23 protein-coding genes, 1 other RNA gene and 1 other annotated feature are annotated in these 26,698 nt (G+C 38.3%); of the genes, 12 read left to right on the top strand and 12 right to left on the bottom strand.

Going from position 1 to position 26,698, the window contains the following annotated elements; all coding sequences use genetic code 11:
• Nucleotides 1-46: 46 nt before the first annotated feature.
• Both ggt and I6E72_RS04665 read right to left on the bottom strand, forming a co-directional pair.
• A complete protein-coding gene (ggt, locus tag I6E72_RS04670) occupies nt 47-1,720 on the bottom strand; it encodes a gamma-glutamyltransferase (protein ID WP_197101557.1) in 1,674 nt (557 codons plus the stop codon).
• 86 nt (nt 1,721-1,806) lie between these two features.
• Nucleotides 1,807-2,355, bottom strand: a complete 549-nt coding sequence (locus I6E72_RS04665) for a GNAT family N-acetyltransferase (protein WP_197111208.1) — start codon at nt 2,353-2,355, stop codon at nt 1,807-1,809.
• 51 nt (nt 2,356-2,406) lie between these two features.
• Between I6E72_RS04665 and I6E72_RS04660 the strand changes: the two genes are divergently transcribed.
• Nucleotides 2,407-2,772 carry a hypothetical protein gene (locus I6E72_RS04660; RefSeq protein ID WP_165721357.1) on the top strand — a complete coding sequence of 122 codons (366 nt, stop codon included), beginning with the start codon at nt 2,407-2,409 and terminating at the stop codon, nt 2,770-2,772.
• 103 nt (nt 2,773-2,875) lie between these two features.
• On the opposite strand, the gene fabB is transcribed toward I6E72_RS04660, so the two are convergent.
• A complete protein-coding gene (gene fabB, locus I6E72_RS04655) occupies nt 2,876-4,087 on the bottom strand; it encodes a beta-ketoacyl-ACP synthase I (protein ID WP_007582000.1) in 1,212 nt (403 codons plus the stop codon).
• A gap of 178 nt (nt 4,088-4,265) precedes the next feature.
• On the opposite strand from fabB, the gene mnmC reads away from it, so the two are divergent.
• From mnmC to I6E72_RS04640, 3 genes are all read left to right on the top strand, one after another.
• Complete coding sequence (gene mnmC, locus I6E72_RS04650; protein WP_197111207.1) at nt 4,266-6,275, top strand: bifunctional tRNA (5-methylaminomethyl-2-thiouridine)(34)-methyltransferase MnmD/FAD-dependent 5-carboxymethylaminomethyl-2-thiouridine(34) oxidoreductase MnmC; 2,010 nt, start codon at nt 4,266-4,268, stop codon at nt 6,273-6,275.
• 67 nt (nt 6,276-6,342) lie between these two features.
• A complete protein-coding gene (locus I6E72_RS04645; protein ID WP_197111206.1) occupies nt 6,343-6,666 on the top strand; it encodes a hypothetical protein in 324 nt (107 codons plus the stop codon).
• 182 nt (nt 6,667-6,848) lie between these two features.
• On the top strand, nt 6,849-7,484 hold the full coding sequence (locus I6E72_RS04640) for an NAD(P)-binding oxidoreductase (protein WP_007581997.1): 636 nt from the start codon (nt 6,849-6,851) through the stop codon (nt 7,482-7,484).
• Nucleotides 7,485-7,663: 179 nt separating this feature from the next.
• Here the strand turns inward: I6E72_RS04640 and I6E72_RS04635 are convergent, their stop codons facing one another.
• Nucleotides 7,664-8,422, bottom strand: coding sequence for a sulfite exporter TauE/SafE family protein (locus I6E72_RS04635; RefSeq protein ID WP_169059928.1), 759 nt, complete (start codon nt 8,420-8,422; stop codon nt 7,664-7,666).
• A 186-nt stretch (nt 8,423-8,608) separates the two neighbouring features.
• Between I6E72_RS04635 and I6E72_RS04630 the strand changes: the two genes are divergently transcribed.
• The 3 genes from I6E72_RS04630 (at nt 8,609) to I6E72_RS04620 (ending at nt 11,208) form a co-directional block, all read left to right on the top strand.
• Complete coding sequence (locus I6E72_RS04630) at nt 8,609-9,613, top strand: YHYH protein (RefSeq protein ID WP_169043867.1); 1,005 nt, start codon at nt 8,609-8,611, stop codon at nt 9,611-9,613.
• Between the two features lie 35 nt (nt 9,614-9,648).
• A complete protein-coding gene (locus I6E72_RS04625) occupies nt 9,649-9,945 on the top strand; it encodes a hypothetical protein (protein ID WP_169043866.1) in 297 nt (98 codons plus the stop codon).
• 156 nt (nt 9,946-10,101) lie between these two features.
• A complete protein-coding gene (locus tag I6E72_RS04620; protein WP_331459201.1) occupies nt 10,102-11,208 on the top strand; it encodes a hypothetical protein in 1,107 nt (368 codons plus the stop codon).
• A gap of 104 nt (nt 11,209-11,312) precedes the next feature.
• Here the strand turns inward: I6E72_RS04620 and ssrA are convergent.
• Nucleotides 11,313-11,669: a transfer-messenger RNA gene (gene ssrA, locus I6E72_RS04615) on the bottom strand.
• A gap of 263 nt (nt 11,670-11,932) precedes the next feature.
• On the opposite strand from ssrA, the gene I6E72_RS04610 reads away from it, so the two are divergent.
• Nucleotides 11,933-13,558, top strand: a complete 1,626-nt coding sequence (locus I6E72_RS04610; protein WP_197111204.1) for a DUF342 domain-containing protein — start codon at nt 11,933-11,935, stop codon at nt 13,556-13,558.
• On the opposite strand, the gene rnt is transcribed toward I6E72_RS04610, so the two are convergent.
• Entirely contained in the window at nt 13,542-14,234 is a 693-nt protein-coding gene (gene rnt / locus I6E72_RS04605; protein WP_024589404.1) for a ribonuclease T, read from the bottom strand. The two genes, I6E72_RS04610 and rnt, sit on opposite strands and share 17 nt — an antisense overlap.
• A gap of 202 nt (nt 14,235-14,436) precedes the next feature.
• Between rnt and I6E72_RS04600 the strand changes: the two genes are divergently transcribed.
• Nucleotides 14,437-15,315: a flagellar protein MotY gene (locus tag I6E72_RS04600; protein ID WP_197111203.1), complete on the top strand. Its 879-nt coding sequence runs from the start codon at nt 14,437-14,439 to the stop codon at nt 15,313-15,315.
• Nucleotides 15,316-15,320: 5 nt separating this feature from the next.
• On the opposite strand, the gene I6E72_RS04595 is transcribed toward I6E72_RS04600, so the two are convergent.
• Complete coding sequence (locus I6E72_RS04595; protein WP_024608926.1) at nt 15,321-16,214, bottom strand: DMT family transporter; 894 nt, start codon at nt 16,212-16,214, stop codon at nt 15,321-15,323.
• A gap of 215 nt (nt 16,215-16,429) precedes the next feature.
• Here I6E72_RS04595 and I6E72_RS04590 point away from each other — a divergent pair, with 215 nt between their 5' ends.
• Nucleotides 16,430-17,632: an aromatic amino acid transport family protein gene (locus I6E72_RS04590; RefSeq protein ID WP_197111202.1), complete on the top strand. Its 1,203-nt coding sequence runs from the start codon at nt 16,430-16,432 to the stop codon at nt 17,630-17,632.
• Nucleotides 17,633-17,716: 84 nt separating this feature from the next.
• Here I6E72_RS04590 and I6E72_RS04585 read toward each other — a convergent pair whose 3' ends face one another.
• From I6E72_RS04585 to I6E72_RS04570, 4 genes are all read right to left on the bottom strand, one after another.
• Nucleotides 17,717-18,907 carry an amino acid aminotransferase gene (locus I6E72_RS04585; protein ID WP_010554636.1) on the bottom strand — a complete coding sequence of 397 codons (1,191 nt, stop codon included), beginning with the start codon at nt 18,905-18,907 and terminating at the stop codon, nt 17,717-17,719.
• Between the two features lie 80 nt (nt 18,908-18,987).
• Nucleotides 18,988-19,647, bottom strand: a complete 660-nt coding sequence (locus I6E72_RS04580) for a GAF domain-containing protein (protein WP_197111200.1) — start codon at nt 19,645-19,647, stop codon at nt 18,988-18,990.
• 56 nt (nt 19,648-19,703) lie between these two features.
• Nucleotides 19,704-21,353 carry a SpoIIE family protein phosphatase gene (locus tag I6E72_RS04575; protein ID WP_197101543.1) on the bottom strand — a complete coding sequence of 550 codons (1,650 nt, stop codon included), beginning with the start codon at nt 21,351-21,353 and terminating at the stop codon, nt 19,704-19,706.
• Nucleotides 21,353-21,658, bottom strand: a complete 306-nt coding sequence (locus tag I6E72_RS04570; RefSeq protein ID WP_002962948.1) for an STAS domain-containing protein — start codon at nt 21,656-21,658, stop codon at nt 21,353-21,355. The genes I6E72_RS04575 and I6E72_RS04570 overlap by 1 nt, the downstream gene beginning before the upstream one ends.
• A gap of 135 nt (nt 21,659-21,793) precedes the next feature.
• Between I6E72_RS04570 and I6E72_RS04565 the strand changes: the two genes are divergently transcribed.
• Nucleotides 21,794-22,123 carry a translation initiation factor gene (locus I6E72_RS04565; protein WP_007581414.1) on the top strand — a complete coding sequence of 110 codons (330 nt, stop codon included), beginning with the start codon at nt 21,794-21,796 and terminating at the stop codon, nt 22,121-22,123.
• 12 nt (nt 22,124-22,135) lie between these two features.
• On the opposite strand, the gene I6E72_RS04560 is transcribed toward I6E72_RS04565, so the two are convergent.
• A complete protein-coding gene (locus I6E72_RS04560) occupies nt 22,136-25,150 on the bottom strand; it encodes a bifunctional diguanylate cyclase/phosphodiesterase (RefSeq protein WP_021032079.1) in 3,015 nt (1,004 codons plus the stop codon).
• Nucleotides 25,151-25,342: 192 nt separating this feature from the next.
• Nucleotides 25,343-25,460, top strand: a sequence feature (Phe leader region).
• Nucleotides 25,461-25,504: 44 nt separating this feature from the next.
• Between I6E72_RS04560 and I6E72_RS04555 the strand changes: the two genes are divergently transcribed.
• On the top strand, nt 25,505-26,662 hold the full coding sequence (locus I6E72_RS04555) for a chorismate mutase (RefSeq protein ID WP_007581410.1): 1,158 nt from the start codon (nt 25,505-25,507) through the stop codon (nt 26,660-26,662).
• Nucleotides 26,663-26,698 lie beyond the last annotated feature (36 nt).

Below are 26,698 nucleotides of genomic sequence, written 5' to 3'. Positions count from 1 at the left end.
TTTTATTATTTTAAACACCGCGCTTTTTAGCGCGGTGTTTTTTTATTTAAAAAACAATTGATTTACCGCGCCCTGATGCTTCAGAAGCGGCATCTAATTGGCCCTCTTTATTAATAATAACGTGTAAGTCACCAAAGTGTCTCTCGTCTATGGTATAACCCATTTTTATAAGCTCTGCTTTTACGCTATCGGTTAAACCTATGTGCGTTCTAATTATATTTTTAGGCCACAATTGATGATGAAAACGAGGACTATTTACAACCTGCTCTGCACTCATATCAAACTCTATCGCATTTAAGATAGATTCGTACACAGAGCTAATAATGGTTGTGCCACCAGGCGAACCTGTCACCATTTTAACGGTGTTGTCTTTAAGTAGTATTGTAGGTGTCATCGAACTCAACATACGCTTGTGTGGCTGTATTTCATTAGCTTTACCGCCTATTGCGCCAAACACATTCATAACGCCTGGTTTGGCGCTAAAGTCGTCCATTTCATCATTTAAAATAAATCCCGCACCTTCAACAACGACACCGCTACCAAACCCTAAGTTTATTGTGGTGGTATTTGCTACAGCGTTACCCATTTTATCAACGATTGAAAAGTGCGTAGTTTGCTCACTTTCTTTAAGGCCCGGTTTAATATTTTCGGTAGTCGAGATAGCGGTTAACGAAATGCCATTACTGCGCTCTTTGAGGTAGTTAATATTAGTTAACGCATTTACTGGTACATCAAAAAAATCAGGATCGCCTAAATACTCTGCTCTATCTGCAAATACACGTTTACCTATTTCAGAAAGTAAGTGCACATACTGAGTCGAGTTATGCGCTAAGCCTGTATCTGGTTTTTGTAACTCATACATTTTGAGCCACTGTAAAATAGCAATACCACCTGAACTTGGCGGTGGCGAAGTAAGTACTTCATAACCATTCCAACTCGCTTTAATGGGTGTACGTGATTTAGCGGTATAATTTTTTAAATCATCTTGATTAATAATACCACCATGTAGATGCATAAATTTAGCAATAATATTTGCAGTCTCGCCTTTATAAAATCCATCTTGACCGTTATCACGAATACGCTTTAGCGTTGCCGCTAACTCGGGTTGCTTAAAGACTTTATTGGCTTTTACATCAGCAAAATATTTTTCAAAGTTTACATTTATTTTTTGCTCTTTTAGATGGGCTATATAATGGCTAACACCTTTTGCTAACTTAGGCGGAACAACAAACCCTTGCTCAGCCAACGTTACAGCAGGCTGTACTAGTGTTTCCCACTTTAAAGTGCCATGCTTTTGATGGGCAAGCCACATACCCGCTACACTGCCAGGTACACCGCTTGCGTGAATGCCATATATTGATTTGTTTGCAATAACATTACCTTGCTCATCTAAATACATATCACGATGAGCCGCTGTTGGCGCTGTTTCGCGATAATCTATAAAATCGCCTTTGCCATCTTTTTGAATAAGCATAAATCCCCCGCCGCCAATATTTCCGGCTTCAGGAAGCGTCACTGCAAGTACAAATTGTGCCGTAATAGCCGCATCAACAGCATTACCGCCTTGCTCTAATATACTTTTAGCAGCATCGGCACTGAACGAGTCAGGCATTGCGACCGCGCTTTGCGCTAAAGGCTGCGCCAAAACACTAAAAGTAGTGAACTGTAAAACCAGTACACTTTTGACGATTAATTTACGTGGTGAAAAAAACAATCCCATACAACATCCTTAATTTATTATTTTTGTTGCCCATATTAATGCACGTCATTTAAGGGCAGGTCAATCTTTATACTGTTGATATTTAATCATCTTAAAACGTTTTTTGAATAAAGTACTGCGGGTAAGTCGCCTTGCTCATCTGTATGTGTATAATTTTTTATAAATTGCAGGCCTAACTTTTTCATTATTGTTATAGAGGCCGTATTATCTTTTAGTGCAGTTGCGCTTATCGCCTTAACGTCATCTTGCTTAATGAGTTCATCACATAATGCTAAAGCCGCCTCGGTTGCATAACCATGCCCCCAACTCGCTTGTTTAAAGCGCCAACCTATTTCAATATCGCTGTAATTTGGTGCATCACTAAAGAAATCCATAGGTCTTATTAATACCCAGCCAATAAATGTATTGGTTTGCTTTAGAGTGATACTCCACAGCCCCCAGCCTTTTAGCTCATTTCGATATGCGAGCATACGAGGCACTCCCTCATTTTTTATTTGCTCTGCGGAGGTAGGTACACCTCGCGTTAAATACTGCATTACGGCTGGGTCTTGGTCGAGTTCAAATAATTGAGGCCAATCGTGCTCACTCATTAATTTAAAATTTAATCGTTTTGTTACGGGGGCGTTCATTTTCATTGTTGTATAGTCTGCCTCGAATTAATTATCAGTCTCTAAAGGAGATAGCACATGAATAAATTAGCAGGTTTAGCTTTATTAGGCACTTTAATTACATTAACTGGTTGTGAAGATGCCACCGAAGTAAAAGAAGATGCAAAAGATAAAAGCGCACAAATGCAAGAAAAGCTTGGTGATGCATGGAACGACGTTAAAGAGACAACTAACGATCTTAAAAATGATGAGTCTTTAAACGAGCTATTAGAGCAAAGTAAAACAATGGGCTTAGACATGTACGACGACGGCAAAGAGATTGCGGTTGATGCATGGATTAAAAGCAAAGAAGCTGCTGGCGAGTTAACTGAAAAAACTAAGCAGAAAGCGCAAGAAATTGCTGACGAAATTGAGCAAGCGCGTAAAGAACATAACGAAGGTTAATTTAACTTTCGATAATAAAAAAGGAAAGCCTCGGCTTTCCTTTTTTGTTTTAAGCAGTTTAGCCCTGACATGTGTTTACATATTTAGGGCTTATAAGCTCAAATTAACCTTTGTACTTACTCATAACTAAAGTAGCGTTTGTGCCACCAAAGCCAAAGCTATTAGACATTACAGTATTTAACTCAACGTCACGACGTTCAGTAATAATATCTAAACCTGCCGCTTGCTCATCTAGCTCATCAATATTAATTGAAGGCGCTACAAAGCTGTGCTCTAGCATCAATAATGAGAAGATAGCTTCGTGAACACCTGCAGCACCGAGGGCATGACCCGTCATTGCTTTAGTTGCGCTGATCATTGGTGACTTACCACCAAACACTTCTTGAATCGCACCAAGCTCTTTAACGTCGCCTACAGGTGTAGATGTACCATGCGTGTTTAAGTAATCAATACTGTCTACATCTTGCATAGCTTGGCGCATACAACGTGCTGCACCTTCGCCAGATGGAGCAACCATGTCGTAGCCATCTGATGTTGCACCGTAACCAACTATTTCAGCGTAAATGTGCGCGCCACGTGCAAGTGCATGTTCAAGTTCTTCAACTACAACAATACCGCCGCCGCCAGATATAACAAAACCATCGCGATTTGCATCGTATGTACGAGACGCTTTTTCTGGTGTTTCGTTGTACTTAGTAGAAAGTGCGCCCATAGCGTCAAATTCCATTGCCAATGTCCAGTGTAGTTCTTCACCGCCACCAGCAAAAACAACATCTTGCTTACCAAGTTGGATTTGCTCTACTGCATTACCAATACAATGCGCAGATGTTGCACATGCAGAGCTAATTGAGTAGTTAACACCTTTAATTTTAAAGGGTGTTGCTAAACAAGCAGATGTAGTGCTCGCCATAGTACGTGGAACCATATAAGGCCCTACACGTTTTACGCCTTTTTCACGTAAAATATCAGCAGCTTCTACCTGCCATTTAGACGAACCACCGCCAGAGCCAACAATAATACCCGTGCGCTCATTTGATACTTGGTCGTCAGACAAACCTGAGTCTTCAATTGCTTGAGTCATCGAAATATAAGAATATGCAGCAGCATCACCCATAAAGCGCATTGCTTTGCGGTCAACATGTGCTTTAACGTCAATATCAATTTTACCCGATACGTTACTACGTAACTTATAATCGGCAAATTCTTGGTTAAAAGCGATACCGCTTTTGCCCGTTTTTAACGATTCTAATACTTCTTCTTTGTTGTTACCAATGCTTGATACAACACCGATACCTGTAATTACAGCTCTTCTCATGGGTAATTCCCTTAGCTTAATACTTAATTGCATTCTATTTTACGCGAATTTAATCACCTAAGTGGTCAGCTTTCTAGCGTACACTTGTACTCTGAACTGCTAGCTTATAAATAACGCCAGACTATTACAAAGAAAACCCGTAAAATAATTAAAAATATATCTATAAATTTAAAAAATTATGATTAAGAACGCACATAGTCACATTAATAATTTAGGTACACCTTTGACTAATGACTCCGGTGATATTTATTTTTCTAATGACGATGGCTTAGCTCAATCGCATTATGTGTACTATGAGCAAAATAATATAGATGTACGATTACAAAATCATGACCAATCACATTTTGTTATTGCCGAAACCGGTTTTGGCACCGGTTTAAACTTTTTAAATACGTGGCAACGCTTTAAAGACCACCTTGAGCGGATGCAAGTTCAAAATGAATGTGAAAAAAGCGTAAAACGCCTTCACTATATTTCGTTTGAAAAGTACCCCTTAACATTAACAGACTTAAAACAAGCATTAACCGCTTGGCCTACCTTAAGTTATTTTAGTGAGCAATTAACAGTAAACTACCCAATTAATTTAGAAGGATGCCACCGGCTCGAATTTAATAATGGCAATGTTGTTCTCGATTTATACTTTGGTGATGCACTTGAATCAATACAAGCAATGAGCTACCCGCAAACAGGAATTGTTGATGCTTGGTATTTAAATGGGCTTGAGCCAAGTAAAAATCCTGATATGTGGCAGCAAAGTTTATTTAACTCCATGGCTAATATAACAAGAGCTAATGCAACCTTATCGACTTTTACTTCCGCTGACTTTGTTCAACGAGGATTGATAGAGGCTGGCTTTAGCACTAAAAAAGCCAAAAATTTTAATCAAAAAGAAAAGATGCTTATTGGCCAACTTAAACATGTTAATAACGCTCAATCAACCCCCGCTTATTTTAATCAAGATAGCAGTACTTTAAAAAATGTAGCGGTCATTGGCGGTGGTATTGCCAGTAGCTGTATTTTATACAGCTTGGCTAAACGAGGCATAACCAGCCAATTATTCTGCCAAGATGAAAAGCCTGCAATGGGGGCATCGCACAATGTGCAAGGCGCTATTTACCCTCACCTACAAGCTAAAAACTCGCCACACAGCGAATTGTTTGCACATAGCTTTTTATACGCAAAACGTTTGTATAAGCAGTTACTCAAAAACGGCTTTAGCTTTGATTACGATTGGTGCGGCGTATTACAACACGCAGTGAAAAAACCTCTCGCTGATAAGCACGAAAACTTAGCACAAAAGCAACTGTGGCCAACCCAGCTAATGCGTAACGTAACCGCAGAGCAAGGCGATGAAATAGCCGGCGTAACGACAGGTTATTCAGGCGTATTTTTTGAACAAGGCGGCTGGGTTAACCCGCCACAATTAGTAAACGCTATGCTAAGCGCTGCAAATAGCATAAGCCCATTTAAAAGCCTATTTAACTGCAATATAAAGCAGCTTAAAAAAACTGACAACGGTTGGTTTTTATTAACGAATGATGAGCAGCTAGGCCCTTTTAGCGATGTAATTATTTGTGCAGGCGAGCACAGCGATGCATTTGAGCAAACAAAAGCGCTACCTATAGTAGGCGTGCGCGGTCAGGTTTCACATATTGAGGCAAGTGAGCAATCACGCAAACTCAAAACAGTGCTATGCCATAAAGGGTATTTTACCCCGGCTTATTTAGATCATCACTGTATGGGTGCCACGTTTGAAAAAAACACTAAAAGCCGCCAAGTTAAAGCGCTCGACAACCAATTAAACCAAGAGCAACTACTTAGCTTTTACCAACAAAGTGAATTTGCCTCTACCCTTGGCAATATAACCTCGGCAAAAGCGGCTGTTCGCTGCACATTTATAGATCACCTACCAATGGCAGGGCAATGGTGCGAGCAAAGTGATTACATAATGGCCTTTGCTAATCTACGTTTAGGTAAACGCTACCAATATGAGCAACTTAATAAACCACAACAAGGCCTGCATATTTTTACCGGTTTTGGCGCACGCGCATTGTGTAGCGCACCGCTAAGTGCAGACCACCTCGTAAGTTGTTTAAATAACGAACCCCGTCCATTAAGCGAACGTGTAAGCCAAGCTATTCACCCTGCTCGGTTTATAGTGCGAGACTTAATTCGTAATAAAATTTAAATGACAAAGGTGCTTATTGAGGTAAAATAAGTACCAATAAAAGGAATTTATTACTCAAAGGACTCTAATGAAAACTTTAGCATTTTTAATAATGTTGCTATGCACTCGATCGTTTAACGCACTTAGCCAAAACGTCACTGAAATCCCACTTCCTGAAGAGTTTGTTACAACGATGGACGTAGCAAGCGAATACCCAATGGTACGTACTGGTTATTTAACCGATTCAATTTCTGATATCACTCGCTTTTATCAGCAAAAATTAGGTGAACCTTCAAAAACAAATGGCAATAGTACATATCGCACTTTGTTTTATAATTACCAAGAACATAAAGTCCGTATTAGTCTATACCGCCGTAGTTATGTGACCGAAGTGAGTATAATGGTTGAATAAAAAGTTCTAAAAAACACGCCAAAAGCAGCTAATTTTAATGCTCAGTTAAGTATTGAATTTTAATTAAAGTATTTTTTGAAATTAGCTCATTTAAACTCTTTTTTACCCTTTAAAAATAATCCCCTACCCCAAGGTCTGTTTGTAAGCACATTACTTTTACTATTTATTGGAAGGAGTTAATTATGAGTAAGACCCTAATTATTGGCGCAAGCGGACAAATAGGTAAAATGACAACTGAGCTACTTTTAGAAAATGAGCAAAATGTTGTGGCATTAGTGCGTGACAAAAATAAGTTAAGCGATTTAAACAGCTCTTTTTTAACTATTGTTGAGCAAGATCTTGAAGGCGATTTTGGTGATGCAATGAAAGGCTGTGACCAAGTGATTTTTGCTGCTGGTTCTGGTGGAAGTACAGGCGATGATAAAACTGTACTCATTGATTTATGGGCTGCAACAAAAGCAGCTACATTCGCTAAAGAGCACGGCGTTAATCACTTTATTATGGTCAGTTCAATTGGTGCTGACGATCCAGATTCGATTCAAGGTGATTTAAAACCTTACTTAGTTGCTAAGCATATGGCTGACGAGCACCTAATAAACAGTGGTTTAAATTATACCATTGTTCGCCCTGGTACATTGACTGACGATAGTGCTTCAATGCAAGTAACTACGCAGCAACCAAGTGATCGTTCAGAAGCTAAAATTAGCCGCGAAAACGTAGCCAATGCATTATTACATATTGCGACCAACTCATTTATTAGTAACCGCATTTTTAAGTTGTTTGATGGCGATAAGCCAATTAAAGCCGCTGTTAAATAGGCTTTAATACCAATTTAATTAAACGTATGAACAATTATTACAAAGAATATGTAATTCATCGATAAGGCAAAAAATTACAGTATAGTCGCTCTATATCAGTAACTTTTTGGCGCAATGAATTATTTAATCCTCTTAAATAATTTATGTTTAATAAAATTAAATTTACTCCACTAAGCAAATTAGTGGAGTAATATTTTTATACCTTGCCAACCAAGTTGTAGCGTTAATAACGTTAAAACTATCCTAAAAATATGCTTAAATTTATCCCCAGACATCCTTTTAAGTAATTTAATTCCGAACCAAGTTCCTACAGCGCCACTTATTACCATGGCAATTACAAGCGGTATCCATTGCCAAAAACTAAAGCCAACAGCGCCATAAATTATCGCTTTTAATAAATGCTGCACACTCATAACGCTCGAAAACGTTGCCGTAAATTTTAACTTTTCGTAATTATTTATATATAAACAGCTACCAACTAATGGACCACTTGCCCCCACAAACATAGAAATAAAAGTAGTTATTCCACCGGCGACCATACGCCACACCTTAGAGGTTAATTTTATAGGTGGCGTTTTACCCCACAGTAAATAAATAACAAAAATAGCGACCACTAACTTCATAGCATCAAGCGATATATCATCAATAACAAAACTTGATAACCCCGCCCCTACTAAGCCGCCTAACGCAAAATATACAAACATGCTTTTATCAATATGCTTAAAACTGAGTAAAAACCTATTTGCATTAGAGCCAAGCTGTACTAAACCATGCACAGGCACAACAACTGCCATTGGCATAAACGACGCCATAACAACAAGCAGCATTAATCCGCCACCAGCACCAAATGCAGCAGATATAAAAGAAGTAAAGCCAGCGGTGATCATTAACAATAAAAACAAAAATAAAGACATGCTGTCAGGAAATAAAAAATCCATAAAACTCCACTGCCTATTTAAGTACTTTTAAGTCGCAGTATTTAAATAGTAAAAAAGGTACTAAACACATTTATAGCAACTTTATCAGCTTCTATCTCGTGCTATGTACTATGTTGCGTTGTTTTTGCACTTTGTTTGCACATTTAACAAATATTATACATTCAACTTCATTACCGGATATTTTTGATGAGAAGATTTAACACACCAATTTTGACACCGCTTGCAGTGTGTATATTTGCACTGGGTTTAGCTGCCTGTAACGGTAGCGATGCTGAAAGTACAGTTGTAACTGAAACAACCACCGATGAGGGAACTACAACAGATACTTCAACCGATTTTGTTGTAGAAGTTGACCCTTTTAACTTTGAAAGCGATGCGCTCATTTCATCAATTACCACTCAAACATGTACGCTAAGTAATGGCGATGAAGCCTCATGCTACAAAATTGATATTGCCGGTGCGCCTTCAAATTACGAGATTGGTGTATTTTGCCCTCAAAATATCACCTCAACAGCAGACGAAGCCGGTATTTGGTTTGATGGCACCGGTGAGGTTTACGATATAACCGGAGACTTTATTTTAAATCTACCTACATTATATAACGATAGTCATTGGCAGCTATACGACGAAGGTACAGGCCTTGTAAATGTAACCGACACACAAGAATCGTGTGATGGCGCTGCACGTCCAAACGTAGAAGAACAATACCAAAACCACTGCGTAGAATGCTCTATTGATTATGTTGATGGCGGTATATCAGAATCATTTTTAATTCCAATAACACCTGTTGCAACCACTCAAAATAGCAGTATTGGTAACGCCAATGTAGGTGTTGCTCTCAATGGTGTTGTACTTGCTGCACCCGCGCCTGTTGAGGCTATTTTAGGCGCATACACTATTGCAGCCTTTGATGATTGCGCTGGCCATATTAACTTAGTAGCAGGCTATCACTACCACGGTGAAGCAGGTTGTAGCCAAACACAAATTCAATCAGACGGTCATGCCGCCATGATGGGTTATGCACTCGATGGATTTGGTATATTTGGCATGCTTAACGAAGATGGATTAGAACCCACTGATTTAGACGAATGTAGAGGCCACACCGACGATACACGCGGATACCACTACCATGCAGCCGATGTATCTGAAAACATGTTTATTGGTTGTTTTAAAGGTGCTACCGCAAGATAACTCGCATTCTGGCCAAATAATTAACTGAGATACTAATGAAAATATTTAACGTGATAAAAGCACTAACCACTGGCTTTTTACTTGCTGCCTCATGCTCAGCGCTAAGCCATTCAGGTCATGGTTCAAACGCGCCTTGGGAAGCATGTGAAGCAAAAGCCATTAATGAAGATTGCAGCTACACAAGCCATGATAAAAAAGCGACAGGCACATGCCAAGCAATGAACAATGTGCTTATGTGCGTTCGAAATAAACCACTTGAAACATTAATAGACAAAGCAACCCAACCAGCAAGTGATCAAAAGCAATCTGTAAAATCACTCGCTAAACGATAAAGTAACAGCTACACGCCAAAGCCTTAACGCTGTTTGTTAAGGCTTTTTTAATCGCAAATCATTAGAAAGCATACCCTTTATCTGTTAAGTTAGTTTTGTGTATCAAATAATAAAAATAAAATTCCAAAAATGGAATTACACAAGCAAGGTACTAACGTGAGCGCTACATTTAAAATTGTTTTTAATGGTCAGTTATATCAAAATACTGACCTTACCTCTGCCCAAGAACAACTCAGCCAACTTCTTAATATTCCTCATAATATTGTTATTCAGTTGTTTGATGGAAAAGCTTACGCTTTAAAAAAAGACTTATCGAGTATTGATGCTGTTAAAACAGAATCCTCACTTAAAAAGCTAGGTTTGATTACTAAAGTAGAACCTCAACTCATTACTGTAATCTCTCAATCTCAAAATAATCAAATAGCACTCACTGAGCACAGTAAAAATACAGATAAACACATTAGTGAAAGTACTGACGGCAAAAGTATTTCAATACAAAACGAACGCCTAGATACAGACGAAGCCCCAAATACAGCTGCAGCTATTAAGCAAAGTTATAATAAATATAAACTACTGCGTAACACTTTAAAAAGCGCATTGTACTTTTGCTATAGCGCACTTTGTATTATTACCTTAGTAGGTGTAGTGATCAGTGTTAATGCACTTAAAAACAACTTTGGTACTCTAAATAACACAACTACAAATAACACAACTACAAACAACTTAAGTTACCAAAACTATAAACAATATTTGATTGATCAAAATAGCCTAAATCAACCAACACAAAAAGTAACAAACGAGCGAACAGCTAACCCTACACAGCAAAAAAGTAATGAGTACTTTAGTCGCTTTTCATCACTAATAAATAGCTACGCGCAAAGTACAGGACAAGCTGATATAAAAACGATGGGGGGTGATAAATTACAACAGCATCTGCAAGAAATAGACGACCTAGGCCCTAAAAATGAATTTTGGCAGCAACTGATGCAACTTTCAAAAAGCTTAGATAACGATAAGCACGCAATAGGGATGCTAAACAACACTGATCCCGCCAAAGTACAATGGATAAACGCGGTAGATTGGATCAGCCAAAGCTATATTAGGCAACATCAAAACTCGCAAACTACAAACAACTCTCCTGTCGCTACCTACGAGCCAAGTAACCCTATACTTAATCTAACGTTGTTAATAAGTATGCTGTCATTATTTAGCCTGCTTGTGATTGCAATAAAAATGAAGCTACGCGCTATAAGACATTTTTAAACTTTACTTTTACTTTATAAATTCCATAAAAAAACCCGCAAATTTGGATTAACAAATTTGCGGGTTTCTTATGGTTTTCGAATAACGAGTTCAAAAACCTTTATTGGTGGAGCTGGGGGGATTTGAACCCCCGTCCGAAAAGCCTCGACCGTCGGTACTACATGTTTAGTATTGTCATTTAATTAACCTTTAAGTCCCGGACAAACACGGTAAATAAAGGCGAGGCCGCTTAGTTTTAGCGCTTCAACCCCGGCCAGGGTTTCCGTCGCGATCAGGTGTTAGGGTGACACTCCAAAATCCAGTCCACAAGAATACATGGAAGGAGCGCTAGCCAGCCTAAGCTGCTAGAGAGTAGTTATCGTCGTTTGCGATTACTTTAGGTTGCGGCTGTTTAACGAGGCAAACCGCACCTCGACATGCACCTTGGGCTTCTTGAATTCCGTCGAATCCTAATCAGCCCCTGAATTAGTAACTCAATTCAGAGCGTGCAAACAGTATAACTGAGTAAAGTACTGATACTCAAGGCCTAGTAACGCTTTATTTTAATTGTATGTGCCAATCGCGTGTTAAGTAACCAAAATTTAGTTTATGCAAACCTATATAAACATTTACTTAACAATGTGTTTAACCTGTGTTCAAATGAGGAGTTAAGGTTTTTGCTATTTCTAAACCTTTAGTTGTAAAAAATAAAAATAATAACAGGCATAGAGTAGGGAATTAATAAATGTCGGTTTTTTCATTTGATAAAAGTACAGGGTTTGTCTCTTTAGAAAGTCACCCTATTGATAGTGGTTTTCCTGTTACAAGTACTCAGTTAACGCAAATGCTAGAGCAATCTGAGTTTAGTGAGTACGAAGCTGTCATTGCCAATATTGGAAAGCTTTTTGCGCCAACTAAAAATTATCAGGAAGTATCGCTTGTCGTTGCTAGAGCTGTAGATGCGTCGCTTGTCATTAATATTGATGAAAAAAACATGGTCGCAGAAGCAACATTAACTACCGCTAAAGGTGGCGCACTTTTGTCTATGGAAGGCGCGCAAAAAGCACTTGCTGATGCAGGTGTTAAAAAAGGAATAAGTCCTCGTGCGCTTGATACCTTTTTGGGCCAGCAGTTTGAGCAACCAGCAGGAAGCTCTTACAGTGCCATAATTGCACATGGGCGCAATCCAAAAGAAGGCAGCGATGCCAAATTTGTGCGTTTATGCTCAACAGCTCAAGACCGAGTACTTAGCCCACAAGCTAAAGAAGGCGGTAAGGTTGATATGAAAAACCTTGGCGCTATTATCACCGTAAAACCTGGCACTCCCTTAATGCAGCGTATTGCAGCTACCCCTGGAGAAGAAGGCTATACGGTATTTGGCGATTCAATTAGTGCAAAACCAGGTAAAGATCACCAACTCCAGCCTTTCGAAGGTACAAAAGTAGATCCTAATAATCCAAATATGCTTATTGCCGACTGCAAAGGTGTGCCCGTTGCCCTACCCCGTGGTATGCGTGTAGATGATGTTTTATGCTTTGATAACGTAGATGTAAGCACCGGCCACGTTGATTTTGATGGTAGCGTAATTATTACTGGCGATATTAAAGACGGCATGCGTGTAAAAGCTAACGGTGATATTACGGTACTTGGTTTTGTAGAATCAGGAACTGTTGAAAGTAAAAGTGCGGTAACCATTATGCTTGGCGCAATTGGCCGAAAACGTGAAGGCGAGGAAGCATTTACATGCTGTATAACCGCTCAACGAACTATTTCGATTGGTTATGCCCAGTACTGCAATATTAAATCCGAACAAGATTTATTTATTGAACGCCAAGCTCTGCATTGTGATTTGAGTGCTAGGCGATTAATACGTGTAGGCAAAGCAAATGACCCGCGAGGTAAAATTATTGGCGGTAATATTTTAGATGCTATGCGCATTGAAACAGGTGAGCTAGGCGCGCCAGCCGGTACTAAAACGCGCGTGTTTTTAGCGCAACTCTGGTTTGAGCTTCGCCAAAAGCAAATACAAATCACCGATTTTGAAAAAGTACTTGCGACTAAAGTAACCGCTTTACAACAAGCTCGCGAAAAAGCGAGTAAAATTGCGGGGGCTGCTCAGCGTCAGCAATTCATGAATAAAATAACTGAAAATGAAAAGCATATAAAAATACGCTCTGCGCATATTCATCGTCAAAAACTACTTATTAAGCAAAAAATAGTGCAATTACTTGCCAGCAGTCGTTTAAAAGTAAATGAATTAATGCACCCTGGTGTGGAGCTTAAAATAGCGAAAGATTCTAAACAATTTTCGCGTATTTACCCGCCCCACCTAGTTAAGCTAACTGAGGGTAAAATTACTCAGACGTTTTAGTTTCTTCGTCATTTTCAGTTTCAACTTCAGCATCAGCGTCGTCGGTTGGTGCTAATGGCCAACCACCTAATTGCTGCCAGCGGTTTACTATTAAACAATAAAGCTCAGCTGTACGTTCTGTGTCGTAAAGCGCTGAGTGCGCTTGGCTGTTATCAAACTCGATACCAGCCGCTCTACATGCTTTTGCTAATACAGTTTGCCCTAACGCTAAACCCGCTAAAGATGTTGTATCAAAGCTTACGAAGGGATGAAATGGCGTACGCTTAATGTTATTACGCTCTATTGCAGCATTTAAAAAGCCATGATCGAATGCGGCATTATGCGCCACAATAACTGAGCGTTGGCACCCAGCAGCCTTTTGCGCTTTGCGTACTACTTTACATATTTCTTTAATTACTTCATCTTCAGGTACTGCGCCACGTAATGGTGAAAACGGGTCTATACCGTTAAAGTCGATGGCTGCTTGTTCTATATTAGCGCCTTCGAATGGCTGAACATGAAAATGAACAGTATGATCTATGCTGAGCAGTCCTTCGTCATCCATTTTTAAAACAGAGGCTGCTATTTCTAACAAGGCATCTGTTTCTTTGTTAAAACCTGCAGTTTCAACATCAATAACAACAGGAAAAAATCCACGAAAGCGTTTTGCGAAAGGTGTTTGCTCAGTATTTGCCATAGTCTTCTTTGTTTATACGTGTAAGCTGACTATTATGTCAAAATTGATGCCCCCTAGGCTAGGGGATTTAAGTATTTATTGCTTTAAAATTGTAGGCACATAACTTGCTTTAACTTATAAGTTAGTTATACAGAGAATAAACTAATCATTGCAGTCGTTAATTTGCCAAATTATTGGCATTCCCGGATAGCTGGAGAGCACCATGAAGTATAAGTTGTTATTTATTAGCCTTAGTATAAGTGCGGTGTTTTGCAGTACTCACTCGCAAGCTGCTATGCGCCAATACACAGCAACCCAAGACAACTCCAACTGGGAAGTAGTTAAAACAACGCGCTTACAATGCCAATTAAATCATGAGGTTCCTTATTACGGTGAAGCTATATTTAAAGCTTCTGCAAGTAAAAATAAAAACTTAACATTTAATTTAGATATGGTTGTACGCCCAGATAACTATGCAATTGCAGGTTTAAAAGCAGTGCCACCTACATGGCGTGCAGGATTGCCCGCTCGCGATATTGCAAATATGAAATTACTTAAAAAGTTTGATGGCGAGCTAGGCAATAAAACCGCATGGGAAATGCTTACCGAGCTTGAAAAAGGCTACTACCCTACTTTTTATTATCAAGACTGGCAAAACAGTGCCGATAAAATTGCCATTGGTATATCGAGCGTAAACTTTAAACAAGCTTACTGGGCGTTTTTACAATGCCGCGATGAGCTACTCCCTTACAGCTTTGAAGATATTTCGTTTACTGTAATGAACTATCAATCTAACAGCAGTAAATTAACTAAATCCTCGCAACAACGTCTTGATAAGATTGCTGAGTATTTAAAAAATGATGCAAGCATAGAGTCCATTAGTATTGACTCATACACTGATAGTTATGGCGGACGCTGGAATAACTTAGATTTATCGCGCAAGCGCGCCAAAACTATAAAAGATTATATGGTGAGCTTGGGTGTTGATGAAGCAAAAGTACAAACAACCGGTTTAGGCGAAAAACGCTTTGTTGATAATAACGATAACATTTTAAGCCGAGACAAAAACCGTCGTTTAATTATTCAAATAGAAAAAATGTAGTAAAGCTAATTTTCGCTTGCTTTCTTTTGCTTTAAAAACTTATCACCAAATTGGAAAAAACCTAGACTAATTAAAATAATAACCGCACCAATTATTAGCTCTTGGCTTAATGACTCATTATTTAGCCAAGCTCCCAAGCCTAACGCAAAGCTAGGAGTTATAAGTGTAGTAAGTGATACCGTGCTTGCATTTAGGTTTTGCAGCACATGAAAATACGCCAAAGCCCCTACTAAAGATCCAAATATTCCTAGATAACCAATAGCCCACAATGATTTTGCACTCCAGTTTTGTATATGCAACTCACCATCTAATAACCACCAAGCAATAAAAAAGAGTGGGGTTACAAAAACTAAGGCACCAAATGTTGTCGCCATAGGATGAATCGCAATCTGTACGCGCTTGATCATCACACCACTTAAACTAAAAAAGCAGACAGCCATAAACACATAAAGCAACCCGAGCCCTTGAGTTTGCGAGTTTTGTACTTGGTTATAACTAACAAAATATAAGCCAATTAAAGCGCACGCTAACGCAACTAATTTAATCGGGCTAAATTTAGGTTCATTTAATAATTGCTGAGCAAGCAACCCCGACAAAATAGGTGCAAGGCCAAACATAAGCGAAATAATACCAGAAGGGACTGTTTTAGCTGCCATATAGCTCAACAACATACCGCCAAAAATACCTATACTCGAATAAAAATAAAGTAAGCATGCATTTTTGCTCCAAGGCACTCTAATATTTGTAATAGCAACAATTAAGCCACCTAACAATAGTCCCACCAGCATCCGCATTAACACAGCAAGTGTTGGCGATACAGTTTCACTACTCCACACTATACCCAGTGGTGTAGTGGACCATATAAGAACCATTAAAAAATACGATACTTTAACTGGCACGTGCCATCCCTACGCTTTATATGAATCAATAAAACAAAGAATAAATTATACGCTCACTACCGTGTTTTAGTACTTTTTAAACACTAAAGTCCTTAATAAATACAGTTGTAAATTGTAAGTTACATTTTAATACTGCTCTTTTATTACAAAACTATTTGAGATTTGAGCAACTAGTTATATGGTGCATCAATATTAATAATAATTAAGGTAATTAAGTGCTTAAAAATAAAACAACTGGAAGCATGTTAATTGTTGCAGGCACCACTATTGGTGCGGGTATGTTGGCATTGCCAATTGCATCTGCCGGGCTTGGGTTTAGTACTGCACTTGCATTAATAATTGCTAGCTGGTTACTAATGACCTACACCGCACTACTCATGTTAGAGCTACACCAATATGCACCACGCGATGCAACGTTAAATACATTGGCTAAATTATGGCTTGGAAAGCGCGGACAATATATTGCGAATTTTTCGATGGTTTTTTTATTTTACGCTTTATGCGCTGCTTATATTGCAGGTGGTGGTGCACAACTCCAAGCGCGTATAAATATAGGCTTTGATGTAAATATAGCCCCACAGTTTGGCTCTGTAATCCTCGCTGTTATTATTGCAAGTGTGGTAACGCTAGGCACTAGCAAGGTAGATAAACTAAACAGAGTGTTATTTACAATAAAAATTATTGTATTAGCTAGTTTGTTTTACATGCTTACCCCTTATGTGCAGGGTAAACACTTATTAGAGATGCCTGTAGAGCAAGGATTAATCCTTTCAGCTATACCGGTTATATTTACTTCGTTTGGCTTTCATGGTTCTATCCCCTCTATTGTTAAATATGTTGGTGTTGAAATAAAAGTACTGCGCAAAGTAATTATTGCTGGAGCCGCCCTACCTTTAGTTATTTATATTTTTTGGCAACTACTTAGCCAAGGTATTATGAGCCAAGCTGATTTACTCAACAGCCAAGGTCTTAATGGGTTTGTATCTAGCGTGGCAAGTATTGCGCATAACCCAAGTGTGGCAACGGCCGTTAAGTTATTTGCTGATTTAGCACTTGCGACATCATTTTTAGGGGTGAGTTTAGGGTTATTTGATTTTTTTGCTGATGCATTTAAAAAGGGTGACAATAAAACAGACCGAATTAAAACAGCCTTAATTACGTTTATTCCGCCACTTGGCTTTGCATTGTTTTATCCTCAAGGCTTTATTATGGCCTTAGGGTACGCAGCAATAGCACTTGTTGTACTGGCAATATTTTTGCCTGTAGCAATGGTTTATAAACAGCGTACAACATCAAATAAAACAGGTTACCAAGTTAAAAGTGGGAATGCTGGGCTTGGTATAGCAGCTATATGTGGCATAACTATTATTGCTGCGCAGTTTATGCAAATGGCGGGGCTTATTCCTGCTATCGGTTAAAGATTGCTGCTTTTTGTTTAAATTTAGATAATAAAAAACCGCACATCATTAGTAATGATGTGCGGTTTTTTATATTAACTGCGTTTATTTACAAACGTCAGCTACAGCATTTGAAAAGTATTCAATATTTGAATGACTAACACCTGCAACATTTACGCGGCTAGAGCCAACTATGTAAATGCCGTATTCTTTTTGTAGGCGAGCAATTTGCTCTTTATTAATACCTAAGAAAGAAAACATACCGTTTTGGCGTTCAATAAATGAGAAGTCTTGAGCAATATCTTTAGTTGCTAAGCTTTCTTTAATTAAGCTACGTAAGCCATTTATACGACTACGCATTTCATCAAGCTCAGAGTGCCACAATTGTGTAAGCTCTGTACTGCTTAAAATAGTATTAACAATGTCAGCACCATGCGCTGGCGGCATTGAGTAAATACTACGTACAACGCTTAGCATTACAGAGTTTGAAATATCTGCTGTTGCGCTGTCTTTTGCAATTAGTGAACATGCACCAATACGCTCGCGGTATAAGCCAAAGTTTTTAGAACATGAAGAACAAATAATTAGCTCTTCTACTGCATCGGCTAAAATACGTAAGCCACGTGCATCTTCTTCAAGTGAGGCACCAAAGCCTTGGTACGCAATATCAACAAGTGGTGTAAAGCCAACTTCTTTTGCCAGTTCGGCAACCGTGTTCCACTGTGTTTCGTTTAAATCCATACCGCTTGGGTTATGACAACATGCATGCAGTAAAACCACATCACCTTTAGGCACTTGTTTAAGTGTGTTGATCATTTCATCAAACAATAAATCTTTATTTTCGTAATCGTAATATGGGTATTCTTTTACTGTTAAGCCTGCAGCTTCAAACAAGCTAATATGGTTAGCCCATGTTGGGTTAGTTACCCAAACAGTTGCGTCTGTATTACAACGCTTAATAAATTCAGCTGCAACACGAAGTGCACCCGTACCACCAGGAGCTTGCGCAGTACGTACGCGGTTAGCTAGTAATACTTGATGCTCACCTAATAGTAACTGCTCCATTTTTTGGCAGTAATCTAAATTACCCGCTAAACCAATGTAAGATTTGCTCATTTCGTTTTCAAGACGAAACGCTTCAGCTTTTTTAACCGCTTTAAGAACCGGTGTATTGCCTTGCTCATCTTTGTAGACACCTACACCTAAATCAATTTTATTAGGGTTTGTATCTTGTTTATAGGCCGCCATAAGGCCAAGAATAGGATCTGTTGGTAATGGTTTTAATACTGAGAACATTGGCTATCTCTTATCGTTATTTAGGGGTTAGCTGTTAAGCTAAGCTTAACATAAAAGCACATCATATTGACTAGCGTTATTTACACTAGAAAGTGAGGAATTTTAATACAACATGCAATTAAAACGGCAAGTGTCTTTTCATCAAAAAAATCATTTTTAAAGGCTTCTGCATCTACAATACCAACGCATTCATTTTGTGCATTAAATAAAGGTAGGCAGGTTTCTGATTTAACTTTAGGATCGCATGTGTAGTATTCACCACCTTGTGATAAATACGCCTCAACGTTATTAATAATGCGGCCCTTGTGAGATAGCGCAACCTGTACGTTGTTACTGCCAGCTGCAAATGCTTGCGTTAAAGGAAACAACGGACGACTAGGCGCTCCATGATAAGCCAATTTTAATAGTTGATTACCTTCAGGGGTATTAGTTGATTGATAAATACCATACCAATCAACGCCCGTTTGCTGCTCAATGTAGCTTACAATACTTTGTAAATTAGCCAGCTTAAACTGTGTTTGCTCATCATTTTTAATATAGTCAGTTAATTTGAATGGCTCATCTTGTAAGTAACCAAATAAACTACATGCACCGCCCTCGCCAAGCTCTGGTATTTGATACTCCCAACACACATCAGGCAAAGCAGTGTTTGCTAAATGTAGATCAAGCTTTTCAAGCTCTGTTGAAATCAAAGCTGGATTAGCACTAAGTTGTGCTTGTTTTAAGTAAGAAGAAATCATTTGGCCATCCATACATCTAAAGTTTCGAGAATAATAGCATGGATATTTTTACAGAGCTAGCTCAACTTGTAGCACATTTCAACTTGGTTACCACTGGCGTTATAAGTGACTTTTTCGGCTATTTCTTCTAATAAAGACACCCCTCTGCCAAATTCGTTATTAGCCTTTGCCAACTCATCGTGCTTACTACTAAACCCTCGGCCTGAATCACAAATAATAAAATATAAACTGAGCGTGTCGGGGCAATAGCGCATATCAATAATAATCATGGCATCTGTAAGTTTAGCAAGGGCTGCCTCTCTCAACTCGTAATATCGAAAAAAGCCGTCTTCTTGTTTTTTAATTTCTGAGTTAAGTCCTAATACACCATGATCAAGCGCATTGTTATAAGCCTCAGACAACAGTAAAAATATATTAGAACGATGAGTATTTAGACCCTCAACACTGCTTAAAATATTAACGACGTCGTAAACGGGGTCTGTTTTTTTTATTTGCTCTGAGTTTAAGCTCAAAGACAAATTAAAAGCTAAAGTAGAAAATGCTTCTCGCTCTTGTTCCTCAGGAATTAAAGGCAGGCAGTTTAGTAAAACAATGCTTAAATCGTCTTGCTGCTTAGTACCATCTGCAAACTTAGTAACATTAGCAACTATGTCTTCACTACTAATCATCGATTTACTTTTTAAGGTTTGTAAAAAACGCTCTTCCCCAAAAAATATATCCTCTTTGTTTGCCGTTTCTATAATACCGTCGGTTGCTAATACTAGGCGTGTATTACTATTTGTTTCAAAATGAATTACTTCATATTCAAATTCTTGTTCATCTAAAATCCCCAGCGCCATATGCTGCGATTCTAATGTTTGTTTTACATTACCGTCTTTATCTATTAGGTAGGCATCGGGTAAGCCGCCCATCCATGCAGAAACACTTTTACCTGATGCACTAAGCTCTATAATGGTTGCAGCACAAAACATATGCCCAGGTAGTAGGTTGTACAGTAGTGTATTTAGCTCACAGGCAATATCGTTAACCGCCATGCCTTTTTGTACCATAGTATAAAACACACGAGAAGTTGGTAATGCACCAATAGCTGCTGCAAGGCCATGGCCCGTAAAATCTCCCAACATGCAATACAAATTACCGATTGGGCTTTGCGCTACTAAAAACATATCGCCGTTAAACATAGAGGCCGGTGATAAATTAAAATCTAAATACTCTCTAAACTTACCTTGGTTTTCTAATGAGTTATTAAAAATATGCTCAATTATTTCGTGTTCACGTTCAATTTGATTATGATGATATTCAAGCAATTTCTTTTGTTGGTTTGCTTTTTTACTCAGCTCTCTGGTGCGAATATGTGCTTTAATTTTTGCATGCAGAATAACTTTTTCAAATGGTTTATGAATAAAGTCATCGCCACCCACTTCGAGGCAGCGCTCAAAACTTGCTTGATCTTCTAAGGAGGTTATAAAAATAATCGGTAAGTAAACTTCACTATACTGCTGCTTTATTTTTTCAGCAGCTTCAAAACCATCCATTACAGGCATTAAAACATCAAGTAAAACAACGTCTATTTGCTCTCTTTTAAGTACATTAAGTGCATCTAGCCCGTTATAAGCCACTGATATTTTATAACCCTCTTGCTCAAGCATTTTACTTAGTAAAATGCGATTGAGCGCCTGATCATCTACAATTAACACATGTATCATTAGCTAATATCAAACTTTTTATCAAAACGTGAAATTTGTAGAATTTTTCTAAGCTGAGGTTGGCAATTGCTTATTTCAATAGTTTTCACTTGGCTATCAATTGTTTTTTTCATGTTAAGTAACATGCCAAGTGCTGAGCTATCCATGTAGTCAGTCTCTCTTAAATCGATAATAACCTTTACTGTTTTTTCGCTCATTTGAGCATAAGCTTGGCGAAAAGATTGCACTAAATTAAAGTCAAATTTACCTTTGATTTGTATTGTTAATGTAGTGCCATCGACTGATTCATTCTTAGTTAAACTCATATTAAACTCCAATAATATTTCCTTTGAACTAAATATAACCTGTTAAAAGTATTTAGCAAAAAGAAAAACACACAACTTCAAATTTGCTATCATTTACGCCAATATTTAATTAATTTTTATCCATAAAGGTAAGGTATGAGTGATAGTCACTTAGTATATTCAACAAGTACGGGGCGCATTGACCAGCCAAAACCAGAAAAAGAGTTAGAAGCTAAGCTTTTTAAAGATGGTTTTATTCGCATTGAGCGTCAAACAAAAGGACGTAAAGGCAAAGGCGTAATGTTAGTTGTAGGCATTGATCCAAAAGATCATGATTTAAAAAAGTTAGCTAAAACTATAAAAAGCAAAATGGGCCAAGGCGGCGCAGTAAAAGAAGGCATTATTGAAGTGCAAGGTGATGACCGCGATAAACTAAAAGCCATTTTAGAAGCGTTAAAATTTAAAGTTAAAATTGCGGGTGGTTAACCCGCTATTTTATTAACTACTTACTTCGCTATTTGAGAGTTCATTTAACCTTTCATACAATTTTGGCAGTTCGTGCTCAGCAATTGGTTTACTAAAATAATAGCCTTGTACAATGAAGCAGTTATTATTTTGTAAAAACTGCATCTGCTCTATTGTCTCAACCCCTTCTGCGACCACGTCTAGCTTTAACTTTTGCGCCATGGCAATAATAGCGGCAGTGATTTCCATATCATTTGTATCCTCAGGGATATCTTTTACAAATGAACGGTCAATTTTCAATATATCAACCGGGAATCGTTTTAAGTAACTGAGTGACGAATAGCCAGTACCAAAATCATCAATAGAAATAGATATACCTAAGGCTTTAAGCTCGTGGAGTTGTGTAATTGCAGCTTCTACATTTCCCATTAGCATACTTTCAGTCAGCTCTAAATGAAGGCGCTTAGCCGAAACACCCGTCCTAATTATCATTTTACTCAGTGTTGAGACTAAGCTTGAGTCTTTGAACTGGCGAGCCGATAAGTTTATCGATATATTATTTTCTAAGCCTTGCTTTGTTAATCTTACGGCAAAATCACAAGACTCTTGAAGCACCCATTCGCCTAATTCAACTATAAGGCCTGTCGCTTCTGCAATAGGAATAAATTTATCTGGAGGGATTGCGCCTTCAGTTGGGTGGAACCATCTTAATAACGCTTCATAGCCAATGACCTGATGAGTACGACTATCAACTTGAGGTTGGTAGTAAACTACAAACTGTTTTTCTTTTAGTCCTATACGTAGCTCATTTTCAATAAATAAACGCTCATTAGCAGCTGCGTTCAATTCTTGGCTATAAAAATGGAATGTATTACGCCCTTTTGCTTTTGCCTCATACATTGCTAAGTCAGCGTGTTTTAATAACTGATCCTCTTCTAGGCTATCGTACGGAGCCATTGTAATACCAATACTCGCGCTCACAATAACTTCATTACTACCTAGTTTTATAGGCACATTCAGTGTTTTTTGAATTGTATTGGCAACATCAGTCGCGTGAGCTTGGCTTTCTATACCACTGAGTAATACTGCAAATTCATCACCACCTAAGCGCGCTATGGTGTCCTCGGCTCGTAAACGTTTTTTAAGTCTGTTTGCCACTTCAATTAATAATTGATCGCCAGCATCGTGACCTAATGTATCGTTAATACGTTTAAATTCGTCTAAATCAAAGTAAAACAATGCAAATGCATAGTGCCCACGTTCTGCTAATGCCATTGATTTACGCAATTGCATTCTAAAAAACGTTCTGTTGGCAAGGCCCGTAAGGGTGTCAAAGTAAGCAAGCTGCTCCATTTTACGCTGGCTTTCTTTTACAAACGAAATATCTTGTGCAGATGCTACATAGCTGGTTATTTCACCGCCCTCTTCACGAATTGGCGAAACACTTAAAGACACCCAAATTGGCTCTTTATTCAAGCCTTGAATTAATGTATCACCGCGCCAGTAATTACGGCTGCGTAAATCTATGTCTATATCTTCAACTAAAATAGACATTTCTGAGGCAATAATATTAAGTAATGGTGCTCTATTAAAATGACTTTCTGGGTAGCCTGTCATTTCGAGCATTTTTGGATTTACGTATTCAATTACAAAATTCTCATCGGTGATCACAACGCCAGTGCCCGAGAATGCTACCGCTTTAGATAAACGGTTAGCTGCTTTTTCAGCAATTTCTTTTTCTGTAATTCTCTGGTTTAAGCCATCGATAAGTTTGCGAATTTCTACCGTCATGTCTCTAAATGAGCCATTAAGCGTGCCAATTTCATCTTTGTTTTCTGGTGGAAATTCTGTAGTTAATTGACCTTTGCCAAAACTTGTAACTGCATAAACCAAAGTATGTAAACGGCGAAGGACTAGTTGATAAAGCGCTTGATGCAGCAATAAGGCAACTAATATTGCGTATAAAATAAAGAGACCAAAAAACTTCAGTTTTAAATCTTGTAATGCAGATAACGTCGATGAACGCTTTTTATATACCCCTATGTACCAATCTAAGTCATCAATCTTACGAATATTGATAATATGAGCTTCGTCATTTTTTTCAAACGAATTTGCGTATTCAGGTAATTTCACCGCAATTACATCATCAATAATCGACTGCAGCGCTGGGTTTACAAATTCGTTAGTAGCGAGTGCTTTATTATCGCTACCATAGTCGGCTAGTAAGGTCGGATTTAAATCTGGGTGTGCTAACAATTGCCCTTTACTATCAAACACAAGTAGGTGTTTTTCTTTATCACCAACAGGTAAAAACGAAATAAGTTTGTTGAGGGAAATATCGCTCCCCGTCACACCTAAAAACTCATTATCGACATAAACTGGCACTAGTAAGCTAATAACCCATTTGCGCCATACTGTATCGTAATAGACTTTTGACCATGCAGGCTCTCTTACTGTTTCAAGCGTGCTTTTAATCGATTTATAAGTTGAGCCATTCGTTGCTCTAAAGTCGGCAGGTGCGTTTAATGCCCAATTAGGGGGAGAAACACGAATAAAATCATCATCTGTTATTAAATAAAAGTTAAAAAAGTCGTGTACCAGTGTAGGAGAAATTATGCGCCACAGCATCTCAGAATCATTAAATAGGCGTTTATAAAAAGGAGAGTAATTTTGCTGTGGTAAAAATGCTGCTGATAAACCATCAGCAGAGGCACTTCGAATCGTACCGTCACTATTAAATTGTAACTGTGATTTATTGCTTAAATTAATTGGTGAATTGGGTTGAAAAAGTTGTTGTGTTACTACGTTATTAGCTTGCTGAGCAATATTTACTTTTGTTTTAATGCGCTCATTAAATTGCTTCACTAATAAATCTGTCGAGCTTTTTAAAACTTCGTGTTCTTCAAAAACGAGTTGTTTCTCTTCAGATTTAAGCATTAAGGCAGCCGCACATACCCCAGCTATTAAGCAAATAGCAGATATGAGTAGCGATAGTTTTACACTTAAAGAATTCAATCCAAAACGCGATGGAGGGCGTCTGTAAACCACGGGTCAACCTTAATTATTAATAATTGTTATTATTTGAACCAGTTAACGAAATATACCAGATCCGCATTCATATTTATAAATTATTTGTAAACTTTCTATAAAAACTAATATAGGGAAATAAATAGTACTCTAAGCTTATTTAGATCTTTATTGACATTGGTAGCAACTCTCCATACATTAACTGCATGAACATATTTATCTCTCGCACTTTTTTTTCGTTTTTTAGCTTCTTTATATAGAAGAGGCTTCCCTGTTTGTGAGATAAAATCAATCGAATAGTAAAGCCTCCCAACCGGGAGGCTTTTTTGTTTTTGCTGTGTAATAACAGCCTACTTTTGGAATGAGGATACCAAAATGACAAATGATGTATTAAATGCACTAAGACACGATATAAATGAAATAGACTCCGATTTACTCGTGTTATTAGCTAAACGTCGTCGTATTAGCCACGGTGTGGTTGAGTATAAAATTGCTAACAACAAGCCAATTCGCGATGAAGCACGTGAACTCGCACTTTTAGAGAAACTGATTGGTTATGGTAAATCACTAGGTTTGGATGCTTACTACGTGAATAATGTTTTTCAAACTATTTTGGAAGACTCAGTTTTACACCAACAAGCAATGCTACAAAAAAACCTGAATCCAGATGCCCTTAGTGAAACACACCGTGTAACTTACTTAGGTGGTCAGGGTTCTTATAGCCAACTAGCATGCCATAAATATTTTAGCCGCCGCCCGGGGAAATTAGTTGAAATTGGCTGTACATCGTTTGACGAAATAACAGGTAAAGTAGAAAACGGACAAGCTGATTTTGGTTTATTACCCATTGAAAACACAAGCTCTGGCAGTATTAACGAGGTGTTTGACTTATTACAGCACGCGCAAGTGTCTATTGTTGGAGAAGTAACTCACAGTGTAGAGCATTGCTTACTCGCCAACCCTGATACTGAACTTAGTCAACTAACAAAAATATTTGCACACCCACAACCATTTGCGCAGTGCAGCCGTTTTTTACAGGGCTTAGGTGATTTACAACACGAAACATGTGACTCAACATCAAGCGCGCTACAATCAGCTCTGAACACTCCATACAGTGCTGCAATTGGCTCTGCACAAGCGGGGAAAAACGTAGGGCTTGAGGTTATTAAATCAAACCTAGCTAATCAAAGCGAAAACCATAGCCGCTTTATTGTTGTTGCACGTAAGCCTCTACAAGTGTCTAACCAAATTCCAACTAAAACTAGTTTGATCATGTCGACAAAACAACAAGCGGGCTCACTAGCCGATGCGTTAATGATTTTTAAGCAGCATAAGATTAATTTAGTAAAACTTGAATCTCGCCCTACTCCGGGCAATCCGTGGGAAGAAGTTTTTTATGTTGACCTAGAAGCAAACTTAGCTGAAAGCCAAGTAAAAGAAGCGCTAGAAGAACTTAAAGAGCACACCCAATATGTACGTATTTTAGGATGCTACCAAAGCGAGTCACTACAGGCAGTAAGCGTTAATACTTAATAAGCAATTTTACAAATCAAAAAGGGCCGATATCGG

The organism is Pseudoalteromonas sp. NSLLW24 (genome assembly GCF_015864725.1).
GTDB classification, from domain to species: domain Bacteria; phylum Pseudomonadota; class Gammaproteobacteria; order Enterobacterales; family Alteromonadaceae; genus Pseudoalteromonas; species Pseudoalteromonas arctica.
This window is presented reverse-complemented; position numbering and strand designations above follow the sequence as displayed.